Genomic DNA, 13,023 nt, shown 5'->3' with positions numbered 1-13,023 from the left:
CGACCACACCGGACAGCCGAGATCTATGTTAGGAGCATATCAATGAAAATAAGTAAACGGACAAAAAACTGTGTCACTGCCGCTGTAGTTGCGCTGTTTTCTGTCGTTGGATATTTCTATTGCCGGAGCAATACCCTTTCCGCAGAGGGCGCAATCGGCTCCATGTATACCCCAAAGCTGCTCTGCTTGTGCCTGCTGGTGCTTTCCGTCATCAAGCTTGTGGGAGCCGTGAAGGATGATGCTGTACCCAGAGAGGTAGTTGTTGACCGCACTAAGCTGTTGTCCGGCGTTGGAACGATTGTCTTGATTGGCCTATACTGCTTCTTGTTCAAAACACTGGGCTTTGTCATCGTCACATTTCTCTATCTGATTGGGCAAATGGCTCTGTTTTATCCCGACAAAAAGCGTAGGTGGGGACTTATTCTTCTAATCGCCGCACTTACCACTGCCGCTGCATATTTGATCTTTTCTGTGGCCTTCAATTTGCTGCTTCCCCTTGGGCCGCTGAAAAATATTCTGATTTTCTAAGGAAGGAGACTCCACAATGATTGCAGAAGGTATTTTGTCCGTTGTCACGTCTCCTGCCTGTTGGCTTTGGATCGTCGTCGGTACAGTAATCGGCCTGATATTTGGCGCCATTCCAGGCCTGTCCGCACCCATGGCCATGGTTCTGATGCTGCCTATTTCCTTCGCCTTGGAATCAACCGAAGGCATTGCCCTGCTGGTAGCTCTCTATATTGGCAGTACCTCCGGAGGGTTGATCTCCGCTATTCTCATTGAGATACCAGGTACGCCCGCCTCCATTGCTACAGTTTTAGACGGAGGACCGATGGCCCGCAGCGGTCATGCGGGCAAGGCGCTGGCTGCCGGTATCTTTTACTCCTTTTTCGGCGGAATTCTCAGCACAATTGCCCTCATTTTCGGCGCTAAGGCACTGGCTGGCTTCGCGCTGAAGTTTACTCCCTTTGAGTACTTTTCTATCGCAGTCTTTTCCCTGACCGTAATTGCTTCATTAGCGGGAGAATCCATTATAGACGGCCTAATCAGCGGTGTGTTGGGCTTTATGGTGGCGCTGATCGGTTTGTCTCCTTTGGGGCAAATCCGGTTTACCTTTGGGAACCGGAATCTGCTCTCCGGAATTGACACAGTCCCTATCCTCATCGGCATATACGCCATTGGGGCGATCATTTCCAACGGATTCGGCGATGTAAACCGGTCTTTGGGCCCTAAACTTAAGTACAATCTGCGGGATGAGCTGGTTACCCTGAAGGAGTTTAAGGATAACCTCTGGAATGCGATCCGTTCTTCCCTTGTCGGTATTGTAATTGGCATCCTGCCCGGAATCGGTGGCAGCACTGCCGGCCTAATGGCCTACAGCATGGCCAAGGACAGCTCTAAGCATCCGGAAAAATTCGGTACCGGTATCCTTGATGGCATTGTGGCATCAGAGTCTGCCAACAATGCTGTAGTCGGCGGTTCCATGATTCCGCTGCTCACCCTGGGCATCCCGGGCAGTACGCCCGCCTGCCTGCTTTTGGCTGGGCTGACCATCCACGGAATTACTCCCGGCCCTCTGGTCTTCCAGAACAGTGGCATCTTTATCTACGGTGTATTTGCCGCCACCCTGCTGGCTAATATCGCGTTTTTTGTCATTGAGACTGCCGGAATCAAGGGCTTTGTCACGCTGTTGGATATCCCCAAATGGATTCTCTACCCGGTCATTATCTCTATGTGTGTAATCGGAGCCTACGCCAATAACAACCGCAGCTTCGATGTCATCCTGGTCTTTGTTTTTGGCCTGATTACCTATCTGCTCAAAAAGGTAGGCTTTAACACAACGCCGTTTATTATCGCCTATATTCTGGGAAACTTGGCCGAAACCAACCTGATCCGGGCACTGAGTCAAAGCTCCGGGAGCTGGCTGCCCTTTCTCACCCGTCCCATTTCCGCTTTCTTCCTGCTGGCTTCCGTGGTTTCCATTGCGCTGGTTGTGAAAAAGCATATAGCAGCAAAGCGGAACGGTGAAACAATCCTGGCCGAAGACGACTGAACCTTGGAGGGAATGCCATGAAGTTTGCTTATACTGCGTCCTATACAACCAACACGACCGAATACAACCGCTATGCCCAGGGCGAGGGGCTCCACGTATACTGTATCTCAGACGATGGCGCACAGTGGACGGAAGTTCAGGCTGTTCCGGAAAACAACCCCGCATTTATCACCTTTGGAAAAAACAAGCAGGTGCTTTATGCCGCACAGAGTGCCAGCCCCGTCCCTCTGACCGGTATCGTTGCCTATGCTGTAGACCGTAAAACAGGAAGGCTTACCAAACTGCCCCGACAGCTTGACCTTCAGCGGGCGATATGCTGCTTTTCTGTTCATCCAGCGGGACGCTACTTAGTCGCAGCTGACTTTAAAGGAAATATTTTTTCAATTTCCCTGCGGGATGACGGTTCGCTGGAGCGGGTTGTGGACAGCACCTCGCTGGAAGGTCCTCTTGGACCTTTGACCAAGGTCCAAGCATGCTCCCGTCCGCACCACATTCCGTTCGATATGGACGGGAACTATCTGGTTATTCCGGACAAAGGCTATGATCTGGTCCACGTATACCATCTGGATCCCTCTTCCGGAGCATTGAAACGCATCAGCCAAACTCCGGTCCGGCCCGCCTCCTGCCCCAGACACGCTGCATTCCACCCCAATCGTAAAATGGTCTATATGCTGGCCGAATACACCAGCAAAATTTATGTATTCCGCTATGAGAACGGACATCTGACGACATGTCAGGTTCTCTCAGCGGAACAGAGTACCTACTGCGGCTTGTACTGCAAAAGCTCAGAGATCGCAGTGCATCCAAACGGGAAGTTTTTATATGTTTCCAACCGTGGCGATGACACCATCGGCATCTTTCGGATTGACAGTGCAGGCCTTCTGACCCCTGTTGCATGGCAAAAAACGCACGGCGAAATCCCACGCTTTTTCACGCTGGATGAAGCCGGCAGGAAGATGTATGTTGGCAATCAGAAAACAGGCACTGTTACCGTATTCACCGCAGATAGTGATACCGGTCTGCTTACTTGGGACCAACGTCCAATCCCAGTGCCCTGTCCCACATGGATTCTCTTTTCCGACTAAAATTAGGGGAGCAAAAAAATGTCAAAAATAATTGGTAATCGAATTTTTAATCACATTCACCGCCCGGACGCCCAGTTGATCCAAGCGTACCGCGGTCTTCCGGCCAGTAACATCAACGATGAGATGGGACGTCTTTATTGCATGAATTCATCCATTGGCCCTCTTAATGATGTTGTAAGCATGGTTGGTACCGCCTTCACCGTCAAAGCGGCAGCCGGTGACAATCTTATGTTTCATCAGGCTCTGGATATGGCCCAGCCTGGCGATATTATTGTGGTGGATGGAAGCGGGGATATGAACCGTGCACTGGCAGGCGAAATTATGATGCGTTTTGCCAGTTTAAAAGGAATTGCCGGCATCGTTGTAGACGGCTGCCTGCGTGATTTAGACGGAATCAGAAATCTATCTATGCCGGTATATGCCAAAGGAGTTACTCCCCAAGGCCCTTACAAGGCGGGACCGGGAGAAATTAATGTTCCTGTGGTGTGCGGCGGTCAGGTGGTCCTGCCCGGAGATATTCTGGTGGGAGATGCCGATGGTATCGTCGTAATACGTCAGCAGGATGCCCTAGATGTGTTGGCTGCTGCAGTAAAAAAGAAAGCTTCGGAAGACAAAACCTTTGAAACCATGGAACAGAGCTTTGAAGTCTATGTGCAAAACCATTTGAACAGTACTGCAAAGCGTATGGAGGGCAAAGGCACCACTGTGCTTAACAACACTTACTGGGAAGCTTATAAGTTGTAAAATTTTTTAGCATATGATGTAGATAGTGTCGTCAATAAAAGTGTAATATAATGGTCCTCGAAATAGCAAGGAGGGCAAGAAAATGGCGGGAGAACAGCAATGGCACGACATAAGCGATAAAGCATGGGAGAGAATCAGGCCATACACCATCGGTGAAAAGGGGACGCGTGGCGGTAATGCCCATGATACCCAGCAGTTTATCAATAGGGTATTCTGGATTCTTCGCACTGGAGCGCCCTGGCGAGATTTGCCAGAAACGTATGGAAACTGGAAGAATGTACATCGCCGGTTTTGTCGGTGGCGCGACAAGGGGATCTGAAAAAGGATTCTGGAAGCATTGGTGGATGACACAGACTTTGAGTGGCTGATGATCGACGCCAGCCATGTCAAAGTACATCCAGACGCCGCTGGTGCGCGGAGCGGAAATCAGGCGATGGGGCGTACAAAAGGGGGCTCAACACCAAGATACATCTGGCCGTGGATGCGCATGGTATGCCGGTACGATTCTTTATCACTTCTGGTACCACAGCGGATTACACAATTACAGCGCGGCTGATTGAGGGCTTTCAGGCGGAGTATCTTCTGGCAGATCGTGGCTATGATACAGACGCAATCATTCTCAAAACTGTTGACGAGGGAATGATACCGGTCAATCCGCCAAGAAAAATCGTAAACATCTGCGGGAATACGATAAATATCTCTACAAGCTCCGCCATCTCGTTGAAAATGCTTTTCTGCTTCTCAAAAGGCGGCGCGGTATCGCTACACGCTATGCCCAAAATGCCGCTTCTTTCACTGTTGCTGTTCAAATTCGTTGTATTGCTATTTGGCTCCTTATTTATTGACGACACTATCTAGAACGATACCATTTTGGGCTTGCGCTCCCCGTTGTCAATACAGATGGGAAACCATTCTTCCCGCACAAACCGGGCGAAGTCTGTTTTTGTGCGGTCAACCTTGCGGGCCTTGATACGCTCCGGGTCGTACAGGTCTTTTTCGTACTCCGCGCGGGCCTGTTTCTTCCAGTCCGCCGCCGCACGTTGGGCCGCGCTTGTCAGCCGGGTCATGGAAAGATTTTCGGGTATTTCCATGTCGTGGCCCGTGACACCTGTCTGCCGTTCTCGTCCCGGCCCACGCAAGTCCGAAACTTGAACGCGATAATTTTTCCGTCTTTTTCCTTGGGGGTGATGGTAGCCATTGATAACATCCTTTCTGTGGTGTTACCAACGCTTTTCCGGTAGCTTGTTGTCCAAATTGTTGTCCAACTGTTTTTTCGAAAAATCCGCTTTTTCAAAGTGCGCCAGAAAATAAGGAAAAGCACCGAAAACAATCGTTTTCGGTGCTTTTCCGGTTTAAAAAGTGGTGGACGATACAGGACTTGAACCTGTGACCTCCCGCACGTCAAGCAAAGCTTAAAAAAGCCGCTTTCCCTTGTGCTGCAAGGAAATATCAAAGATTCCATCTCCTTTTTGCCCCCAATTTTACCCCGGTTCAATTTATGCGCCCCTTTTAGGGGACGACATAGTGCTACACAAACGCTCGCTCAACGGCTTCTATCAGCTCGTCGGGGCGATTATTTACAACGTGGCTGTAGACATTCAGTGTCATCTTGATATCGCTGTGGCCGGCCAGGTACTGGATCTTTTTAATGTCCATTCCCGACTGGCACAAGGTGGTGATGTAAGTGTGACGCAGCTGATGTGGCGTAATACGGAAATCCAATATTCGTTTTACCTCTTTCCCATTCGGGTGAGGGTGCTTGACCTCGCCATCCATAGAGACTATGTTGGAGTTCCGGCGCCGGTCTACGATCTTCATCAGGTTCTTGACCGTCTGCGGGGTGGCGTTTTCGCCGGAAGCGGAGGGGACCACAAAGAGGCTTTTGGTCCGCTTTTTCTCCTCGGCCAGGGCTGCGGCCAGGACGGCTGGCAGCGGGATCGTGCGGTGAGCTGCGGGCGTTTTCAGCGGGGAGGGGAACACGCCCTTGGTGCCCTCGAAGCGGACCGCGTTGTTTACCGTCAGCCGGGGCGGCTCGGATGTGAGGTCCACATCGGTCCAGCGCAGGCCGCAGATCTCCTCCCGGCGCAGCCCCGCGTACAGGCCCAGCATAATGAACAGGTAGGCCCTGGTGCCCTTGGTGGCCTCCAGCAGGGCTTTGGACTGCTCCGAAGTGAGGGGCGTCTTTTCCTTGCTGCGCGCTCCGGCCGCTTTCAGTTTACCGCAGGGTGAGCGGAAAATCAAGCCGTTTTCCTCTGCGCACTCGAAGATCTGTTTCAGGGTGGTCACCGTTTTAGACTGCATAGAATTGGACAGGTGGGCCATCTTGGAGAGCACCATCTGACAGTGCTCCGGCTTGACCTCCTTGACCAGCATCCCGCCGATATAGGGGCAGATGTGAACGTTGATTGCGTTCACGTAGTCCGACTTCCGGGAGTAGGACCACTTGTCCTTGCGGTTGTTGTACCACTGGGTGGCCAGCTCGGCCACGGTGGTCTTGTCATCCAGGACGATGCCCATCCGCTGGGCGGTCTCCAGGTCGTAGAGCTTTTTCCGCAGCTCCTCCTTGCTCCTGGCACGGACATCCTTGTAGGTGCCGTCCCGGAGCTTCAGCCGCTTGCGGTAGTAACCAGTCTTGGGATCATAGTAAAATTCCGGCCGCTTTGCCATTGTTCTTTCCCCTTTCTATAATATGGCAAGCCGGCTCTCTCTATCTCGCGGCCTATACCGCCCTTCTTGGGGCGGCCTTTTTATTGCGCTTTTTCCAGCTCGGTGATCCTCTGATTCATAGCCTTGAAGGCAGTTTTCAGGACGATGATTTCATCCTCCAGCTTCTCCACGCGGTCTTTGGTGGCCAGCTTATCCAAGGACTCCATGATCAGGCCGTGGCCCTCATAGAGCAGTTGGAGCTTTGGAGCAATATCCGCCTCCAATAGAACCGCGGTGCGCTGAGAGCGGTCGTCTATCTGGTCGATACGTTCCTCCATCCGATCCATCCGCTGGTCCATCTGGTCCATCCGCTGGTCCATCTGGTCCATCCGCTGGTCGATTTTTTCCAGCATTTCTCCATGCTTTTCCAGAATCGCCAAGATTTTTTCTTCGTTGTTCATATCATTCTCCTTTCGTGCGTCCGTTTTGATCTACACCACCGTAGGGGTCACTCAAAATAGCTCTCGTCGCACACACCTAACACCAGGCCTTGGCACCGGATATCGTCACGCATAGGGATTGGGTCATAGCCCGGATTGTGAGAAATCAGCACCCCGTCCCCCAGTTCCTTGATCCACTGCTGACCGGCCATATAGAAAGCGCCGATATGTCCAACGGGGATTTCTTCTGTGGCATGGACAAAAACCAGGTCGCTGTCATGATAGGTCGGCTCCATGCTGATGCCACTGACCCGAGCAATAAAAGATGTCCCCCGTGGCGGCTCCTTTATCAGTTTATAGTTCTCCGGATATTCTTGCCCAGCCTCTTGCCCTGTTCCTGCGCTCAAAGGTGTAGAGTATCCTGGAACACTAAACCGGATGACCTCCTCAAAGTCTATCAGGTCCCCTGCTTCCATCTGTCCTCGTTCTTTTTGTAGAGCAGCGGCCCTGGCCGCTTCACACCGCCGGGATTCCACATCCAGCACACCGTCTACCGCTTCCTTCCCGTAGGGGTCTAGGAGGCGGTATTTTTTTACGAGAGTTTCCATTTCTTGAGGGGTAGCCCTTAAATCGTGCCGCTGCTTAATCTCATCCTGAAGCAAAAATGTAACATCAACGTCAAGGATATCGGCTATGGCTCCTAACTGAGCAGCAGTTGGTTCCCTGCTTTTTTCATAACCAGCAACGGTGGTTTTTGCAACCCCAATTAAATCGCCTAGTTCAGTTTGGGTTATTCCCTTACTTTTTCTAGCTTCTTTTATCCTATCATGCAAAGACATTCTGGCACCTCCTTCTTGAGGTAATGGTAGCACAATAATATTTTGCAGTCAACAATAAAGTTTGCGTATCTCGAATATTTTTTGTTAAACCCCATTGACAAATACTCGATACTCGTATATACTGAGCGTGCAGTCCGAGATTCGAGTACTTTGTAGGAGGTGAAGTGATGGATGTATCCCAGTATAATGTTATGCTCCCTATAAACATATCCAACGTTATTAAGGAACGTGGCATGAAGAACAATGCAGTAGCCAAGATGGCCGGTTACTCTGTTCAGCAATTCTCAGCAATGCTCAATGGTCGGAAAATTATCAAACCGTGTGATATCTTGGCAATCTCTGATGCTCTTGGCGTCAATGTTGGGGATCTGTTCATTGATGCTAGTCAATCCAGCGCATGAAAAATCCCAAGGTGTGGGGACACCTTGGGATTCGGCCCAACTTACTTAGGCACTCTAACCGTCTTTGTGTATGTTTTGGTGCGAGAACCGTTCGATACTCGGGTGGTTGCGGTAACATGATTCCCGGTTCGACGGACAGTAGTCGTAGCCTTGACATGAATCCGTTTCATCTTCTCACCTCCTTTTTCTGGAATGGAGGAGCAGGAGACAGACGGAGACGGGGACCAATGTAGGGCCGGGCAACCCTACATTGATATACTAACACTTATTTGTTGGCGTGTCAACATTTGGTGTGTAAATATTCTGTGAACATCAATATATAGTGAATGTTTAATCTCAAGTCAATTTCCTTTGAGCGCATGAAAAAGCCGCCCAGCGGGCGGGAGAAGGAGGTGAGAAATATGTCCGCAGAGGAATTTTTCCAAAATCTAAAGCGACACTGTGCAGAAACCTATGATAAACATTCCTGCAAAGAGTGCCGCTTCCTAGAGCTATGCTATTGTCCCCCCAAAGACTACCCGGACGAGCTCCGTTCTGCTTCAATCGCATATTTTTCCTGAAAACTCAAAACAAGTGGACATGGCCTGCCGGGATTTTCCATACCATGGCATTTATATCCGCTGTCCTGAAGGGAACAGGACGAATATATGAGACGTTCCGTACCGTCAGTCAAAATTTCATATATGTAATGGATACTGGTGCCTTCTCGGTATCGCCTGCAGGTGAATGTTCGAAATTCTTCTCTAGTCATTTTTGTCACCTCCTTTCGCCGCCATTATAACACAGGCGGCGGGAGGCGGGAAGAAGGAGGTGAGAAATTGAATCAATTAGCCACATACCAGCAGAGTGACCTCCCGGTGCGTCCCACTGACCTGGCGAAGTTCATCCTGATTGCGCCGGAGAAAGTCAAGGTCATGCAGGCGGAGATCCGGGCCATCCAGAAGGCGCAGCTGGCCAAGGAAGTCTACGACCAGAAAAAGGCCGAACTGGACCGGCTTCGGGAGCTGATGTTGCTGGCCTACCAGAGGATGGGGGAGATCACTCGGGAGATACCGAAAGACATTAGTTTTCATGGGAACCAACATAGTGAGGTGTCTTCCCGCATGAGGGAAGACACCAAATCAAAAAAGCAGGTGATTCAGGACCTTGGCTTCTCGACTTCCCAAGTAGGCCGCATGGAGCAGCTAGCCGCCCACCCGGACATTGTGGAGGAGGTGGTAGCGGAATCCCGGGCAGGACAAACCGAGGCCACCCAGGGCGAGGTGCTGCGGCGCATCAAGGAACGCGAGAAGGTCATCGACCTGGCCGAGGTGCGGCAAGACAAATTCCAGGCGGACATGGATCAGATCGACCGGGACTATGACAATCTGAACCATTTCAGGAAGATCACCTGTTTTGTCGGCGGGCTTTACGAAATCACGGACGAGATCCTGGATTCCGTTGCCGCCGCAGACGATGACCTGGACCGGACCATCAAGAGCCTGGAAGAGGCGGCCCAGCTGCTGGTCATCGTAAAAAGCAAACTGCAGGAAAGGAGGATCAAACGTGGCAAAAAGAATCTTCACTAAGGAGATCAAGGAGTACATCCTGTCTGTCAGCGCCAATGATAAAATGAAAGAAAACGCCGAGGAAAAAATGTAGTTTTGTGGCGGAGGTGAAGGAAAAAAGATAGACTCCCAATCAGGGCGAAAAAGAGCCCGGAAAGGGAGTCAGGAAATGAAAGGAGTACAGTGGATGGATATCCGAAGCGACAGACAAAAAGGGCTGAGCTATGTGGAGCTGGGCCGGAAGTACCACATGGACCCACGAACAGCAAAGCGGTACGCGGAATCGCCGCAGAAGCCGGAGTACACATTGAGCGAACCCAAGCCAACAAAGATGGACCCGTACAAGCAGATCGTGGACGAGTGGCTGGAGGAGGCGCCGTATTCAGCGCTGCGGATCCTGGAGAAGCTGCGGGAGATGGGATTTGACGGGGGCTACAGCATCGTCAAGGCGTATGTGAGCAGCCGGAAGATGGACTTGAATGAGAAAGCAACAGTGCGGTTTGAGACGATGCCGGGGAAGCAGGGGCAGATGGACTGGGGATTCTTCGAGGATCACCTGGTGTACGAGGATGGAAAGTGGAAGAAACTGTACTGCTTTCTCATGATTCTAGGGTATTCGCGGATGCGGTACATCGAGTTTGTAACGGATATGAGCACAAACACACTGATACGGTGCCACCAGAACGCATTCCGGTACTTTGGAGGATACCCAGAGGAGATTCTATATGACAATATGAAGCAGGTAGTGATCAAACGGCTTTTGAAGCAGGAGGACTCCACACTGAACCGGCAGTTTGAGGATTTTGCGGGATTCTACGGATTCAAACCCATTCTGTGCCGGCCCTACCGTGGCCAGACGAAAGGAAAAGTGGAGCGGACGGTGCAGTTTGTGCGGGACAACTTCATGGTCGGAATCAAGTACAACAGCCTGGCAGACCTGAACGGACAGGCCCTGGCCTGGTGCAACAAGGTCAATGGCAAGGTTCACGCCACCACCAACGAGATTCCCTTTGAGCGGCTGAAAAAAGAGGGCCTGAGCCCTCTCTCCCGTGAGTACATCATCGACAAAATCAACCTGAGGCGGGTACAAAAAGACTGCCTCATCTCGTACGCCGGCAATCAGTACTCCGTGCCAGCGGAGTACATCGGCAAAGATGTGGCAGTCGTAGCCCTCGACAGTATGCTGGCAGCCTACTATGAAGGCAAGCAGATCGCTCTGCACCGAATATCGTATCAAAGGAAGGACATGGTTGTCAATCCTCAGCATTACCGAAGGCTTACGTTGAAGCAGACGATGGACGCAGAAAATGTTCTGCTGGAACAGGGCAAAGTGATAGATTTCCCCTTGAAGCCCTCCGATTTGTCCAGATATGACGAGGTGCTGTATGACTGAATTTACTATGGACAGGCTGAGGGAAAACCTGGAAGCCCTGAAAATGAAAAACACCCTGGAGATTCTGGATAACTACCTGGAACGGGCCGTGGCTGAAAACCTCAACATTGTGGAGGTTTTGGATCACATTTTTTCAGAAGAAGCCAAATCCAAACGGAGACGGGCCTATGAGAAGCAGATCCAGATGTCCGGCTTTCCCATCAAGAAGACCCTGGACGATTTCGATTTCTCCTTCCAGCCCTCCATCGACAAGCGCCAGATCGATGAGTTAGCTACCATGCGCTTCCTGGAAAACGGGGAGAATGTGGTCTTCCTTGGCCCGCCCGGCGTGGGCAAGACCCATCTGGCCTCCGCTCTGGGCCTTGTGGCGGCACAGCACCGCTTTTCCACCTACTACATCAACTGCCATCAGCTTATTGAGCAGCTCAAGAAGGCCCATTTTGAGAACCGTCTGCCAGACAAGCTCAAGGTTCTCGCCAAGTACAGGATGCTCATCATTGACGAGATCGGCTACCTCCCCATGGACATCCAGGGCGCAAACCTGTTCTTCCAGCTGATTGCCAGAAGGTATGAAAAAACGTCTACCGTCTTTACCTCCAACAAGACCTTCTCCCAGTGGAACGAGGTCTTTGCCGACGTCACCATCGCCTCCGCCATCCTGGACCGCGTCCTGCATCACTGCACTGTCATTAACATCAAGGGCGAGTCTTACCGCCTGAAAGAACGCAAGGAATTTATGCGCCAGAAGCAGCAAATCGTGAACACTCTTTTTGAGCAAGGAAACGCTTGATTTTGTCCCCCCTTACCGCCGAAAAACTACAAAATTTCTTCGGCGTTTTCTTACAATTTCAAATTGGCGTTGACACCTGTCGGAGATCAGGCAGCGCGGGGCTGTGTCAGCGGAGGATGTGGCCGAAATCATCCGGGGCCTGCATATCTACGACCCGGTATCCGCAGAGGTTCAGTGGTGCAAAGCCCGGGCCCGCCAGCTCATGACAACGTGGAAGGACAAAGACGGCATCCGCATTTTGTTTGCCACGGGGACCGGTGATGCGGAGTTCGTCAACATCGAGACCTGTCAGGTGCCTTCCCAGCTGGACGCTGTGGAATATCAGCTGACCAAGAAGAAAGACGGCATCAACCGTGCGCTTAAAAAGAACGACCGCTGTAAAGCCGCCCTGACCGGGCAAACGCCGCTGTATCGCGAGAGGGAAGACGGCTTTATTTATCTCAACTTTGCGGATTTCCTCCGTTAAGCGCACAAAAACGCCCCATCAGGTGGTAACGACACCTAACAGGGCAAGCGAACCAGTAGCTATCAACCAAAAGGCCGCAGTTCCATTATACCACACACTCCTGCGGCCGCACAAGACAGAAAAGGAGAACAATATGAAACACAATCTGCACAACGCGATCCTGTCCAGGCTCCAGGAGGAGCGCCAGGTGGTCACGCTGATCACCATCAACGGCTACCAGATGAAAGGCCGGATCACCGGCTTTGACGATCTTGTTGTTGTGGTGGAGGTCCGGAAGGAGCAGCAGATCGTTTACCGGCACGCCATCTCCACCATCACCCCCGACCGGGCCATCGACCTGGACGGCCTGAGAGGGGAGGAGCTGCAATGAGCGCCCCGCTGATGACGGTGAACGAGGTGGCGGAGCGGCTGAAGATCAACCGGGCCACGGTATACCGTCTGTGCGCCAAGCCGGACGGCCTGCGCTCCTACAAGGTAGGCGGTTGTACCAGGTTCAAGCCGGAGGAGGTAGACGAGTACCTGGAGCGGTGTCTGGTCAAGCCGCCCCAGCGTCAGGAGGGCCCCAATATCACCCGGTTCCAGTACAAGCCGGGGATGCGGGTGGTAAGCTTGTGAGGAGGGA

Annotated in this window: 15 protein-coding genes and 1 pseudogene; 12 read left to right on the top strand and 4 right to left on the bottom strand. The window is 51.8% G+C overall.

Annotated elements, in window-relative coordinates:
- Window positions 1-42 precede the first annotated feature (42 nt).
- The 5 genes and pseudogenes from VV088_RS15125 (at window position 43) to VV088_RS15105 (ending at window position 4,724) form a co-directional block, all read left to right on the top strand.
- Window positions 43-528, top strand: coding sequence for a tripartite tricarboxylate transporter TctB family protein (locus VV088_RS15125; protein ID WP_334601541.1), 486 nt, complete (start codon window positions 43-45; stop codon window positions 526-528).
- Between the two features lie 16 nt (window positions 529-544).
- The gene (locus VV088_RS15120; RefSeq protein ID WP_334601540.1) at window positions 545-2,050 is read left to right on the top strand and encodes a tripartite tricarboxylate transporter permease; all 1,506 of its coding nucleotides are present in this window, start codon (window positions 545-547) and stop codon (window positions 2,048-2,050) included.
- A 17-nt stretch (window positions 2,051-2,067) separates the two neighbouring features.
- Window positions 2,068-3,135 (top strand): lactonase family protein, encoded by a 1,068-nt coding sequence (locus VV088_RS15115; RefSeq protein ID WP_334601539.1) that lies wholly within the window; start codon window positions 2,068-2,070, stop codon window positions 3,133-3,135.
- Between the two features lie 18 nt (window positions 3,136-3,153).
- On the top strand, window positions 3,154-3,879 hold the full coding sequence (locus tag VV088_RS15110) for an RraA family protein (protein WP_334601538.1): 726 nt from the start codon (window positions 3,154-3,156) through the stop codon (window positions 3,877-3,879).
- An 82-nt stretch (window positions 3,880-3,961) separates the two neighbouring features.
- Window positions 3,962-4,724 (top strand): annotated as a pseudogene (locus VV088_RS15105) (IS5 family transposase).
- A gap of 9 nt (window positions 4,725-4,733) precedes the next feature.
- Here the strand turns inward: VV088_RS15105 and VV088_RS15100 are convergent.
- The 4 genes from VV088_RS15100 to VV088_RS15085 all read right to left on the bottom strand — a co-directional run bounded on the left by VV088_RS15100 (window position 4,734) and on the right by VV088_RS15085 (window position 7,804).
- Window positions 4,734-4,970, bottom strand: coding sequence for a hypothetical protein (locus VV088_RS15100; RefSeq protein ID WP_334601536.1), 237 nt, complete (start codon window positions 4,968-4,970; stop codon window positions 4,734-4,736).
- Between the two features lie 436 nt (window positions 4,971-5,406).
- The gene (locus VV088_RS15095) at window positions 5,407-6,546 is read right to left on the bottom strand and encodes a tyrosine-type recombinase/integrase (protein ID WP_334601535.1); all 1,140 of its coding nucleotides are present in this window, start codon (window positions 6,544-6,546) and stop codon (window positions 5,407-5,409) included.
- Window positions 6,547-6,626: 80 nt separating this feature from the next.
- Entirely contained in the window at window positions 6,627-6,986 is a 360-nt protein-coding gene (locus VV088_RS15090) for a hypothetical protein (RefSeq protein WP_334601533.1), read from the bottom strand.
- Between the two features lie 47 nt (window positions 6,987-7,033).
- Complete coding sequence (locus tag VV088_RS15085; protein ID WP_334601532.1) at window positions 7,034-7,804, bottom strand: XRE family transcriptional regulator; 771 nt, start codon at window positions 7,802-7,804, stop codon at window positions 7,034-7,036.
- A gap of 167 nt (window positions 7,805-7,971) precedes the next feature.
- On the opposite strand from VV088_RS15085, the gene VV088_RS15080 reads away from it, so the two are divergent.
- The 7 genes from VV088_RS15080 (at window position 7,972) to VV088_RS15050 (ending at window position 13,016) form a co-directional block, all read left to right on the top strand.
- Window positions 7,972-8,205 carry a helix-turn-helix domain-containing protein gene (locus VV088_RS15080; RefSeq protein ID WP_334601531.1) on the top strand — a complete coding sequence of 78 codons (234 nt, stop codon included), beginning with the start codon at window positions 7,972-7,974 and terminating at the stop codon, window positions 8,203-8,205.
- Window positions 8,206-9,023: 818 nt separating this feature from the next.
- A complete protein-coding gene (locus VV088_RS15075; RefSeq protein ID WP_334601530.1) occupies window positions 9,024-9,773 on the top strand; it encodes a hypothetical protein in 750 nt (249 codons plus the stop codon).
- Window positions 9,774-9,921: 148 nt separating this feature from the next.
- On the top strand, window positions 9,922-11,145 hold the full coding sequence (istA, locus tag VV088_RS15070) for an IS21 family transposase (RefSeq protein WP_334599537.1): 1,224 nt from the start codon (window positions 9,922-9,924) through the stop codon (window positions 11,143-11,145).
- Window positions 11,138-11,935, top strand: coding sequence for an IS21-like element helper ATPase IstB (istB, locus tag VV088_RS15065; RefSeq protein ID WP_334599536.1), 798 nt, complete (start codon window positions 11,138-11,140; stop codon window positions 11,933-11,935). The genes istA and istB overlap by 8 nt, the downstream gene beginning before the upstream one ends.
- 118 nt (window positions 11,936-12,053) lie before the next feature.
- Window positions 12,054-12,401 carry a hypothetical protein gene (locus VV088_RS15060; RefSeq protein WP_334601528.1) on the top strand — a complete coding sequence of 116 codons (348 nt, stop codon included), beginning with the start codon at window positions 12,054-12,056 and terminating at the stop codon, window positions 12,399-12,401.
- A gap of 133 nt (window positions 12,402-12,534) precedes the next feature.
- Window positions 12,535-12,771 (top strand): RNA chaperone Hfq, encoded by a 237-nt coding sequence (hfq, locus tag VV088_RS15055; protein WP_334601527.1) that lies wholly within the window; start codon window positions 12,535-12,537, stop codon window positions 12,769-12,771.
- Entirely contained in the window at window positions 12,768-13,016 is a 249-nt protein-coding gene (locus tag VV088_RS15050; protein WP_334601526.1) for a helix-turn-helix domain-containing protein, read from the top strand. The genes hfq and VV088_RS15050 overlap by 4 nt, the downstream gene beginning before the upstream one ends.
- Window positions 13,017-13,023: the final 7 nt, after the last annotated feature.

Origin of the sequence: Lawsonibacter sp. JLR.KK007 (genome assembly GCF_036941135.1) — a bacterium.
Lineage (GTDB): Bacteria > Bacillota > Clostridia > Oscillospirales > Oscillospiraceae > Lawsonibacter.
The sequence above is the reverse complement of the archived record's forward strand: the minus strand, read 5'-3'. Positions and strand labels throughout refer to the sequence as shown.

Bases quoted from the DNA above. Each gene is read 5' to 3' on its own strand.
- VV088_RS15125 (WP_334601541.1), top strand. From the start codon at position 43: ATGAAAATAAGTAAACGGACAAAAAACTGTGTCACTGCCGCTGTAGTT.
- VV088_RS15120 (WP_334601540.1), top strand. From the start codon at position 545: ATGATTGCAGAAGGTATTTTGTCCGTTGTCACGTCTCCTGCCTGTTGG.
- VV088_RS15115 (WP_334601539.1), top strand. From the start codon at position 2,068: ATGAAGTTTGCTTATACTGCGTCCTATACAACCAACACGACCGAATAC.
- VV088_RS15110 (WP_334601538.1), top strand. From the start codon at position 3,154: ATGTCAAAAATAATTGGTAATCGAATTTTTAATCACATTCACCGCCCG.
- VV088_RS15100 (WP_334601536.1), bottom strand. From the start codon at position 4,970: ATGGAAATACCCGAAAATCTTTCCATGACCCGGCTGACAAGCGCGGCC.
- VV088_RS15095 (WP_334601535.1), bottom strand. From the start codon at position 6,546: ATGGCAAAGCGGCCGGAATTTTACTATGATCCCAAGACTGGTTACTAC.
- VV088_RS15090 (WP_334601533.1), bottom strand. From the start codon at position 6,986: ATGAACAACGAAGAAAAAATCTTGGCGATTCTGGAAAAGCATGGAGAA.
- VV088_RS15085 (WP_334601532.1), bottom strand. From the start codon at position 7,804: ATGTCTTTGCATGATAGGATAAAAGAAGCTAGAAAAAGTAAGGGAATA.
- VV088_RS15080 (WP_334601531.1), top strand. From the start codon at position 7,972: ATGGATGTATCCCAGTATAATGTTATGCTCCCTATAAACATATCCAAC.
- istA (WP_334599537.1), top strand. From the start codon at position 9,922: ATGAAAGGAGTACAGTGGATGGATATCCGAAGCGACAGACAAAAAGGG.
- istB (WP_334599536.1), top strand. From the start codon at position 11,138: ATGACTGAATTTACTATGGACAGGCTGAGGGAAAACCTGGAAGCCCTG.
- hfq (WP_334601527.1), top strand. From the start codon at position 12,535: ATGAAACACAATCTGCACAACGCGATCCTGTCCAGGCTCCAGGAGGAG.
- VV088_RS15050 (WP_334601526.1), top strand. From the start codon at position 12,768: ATGAGCGCCCCGCTGATGACGGTGAACGAGGTGGCGGAGCGGCTGAAG.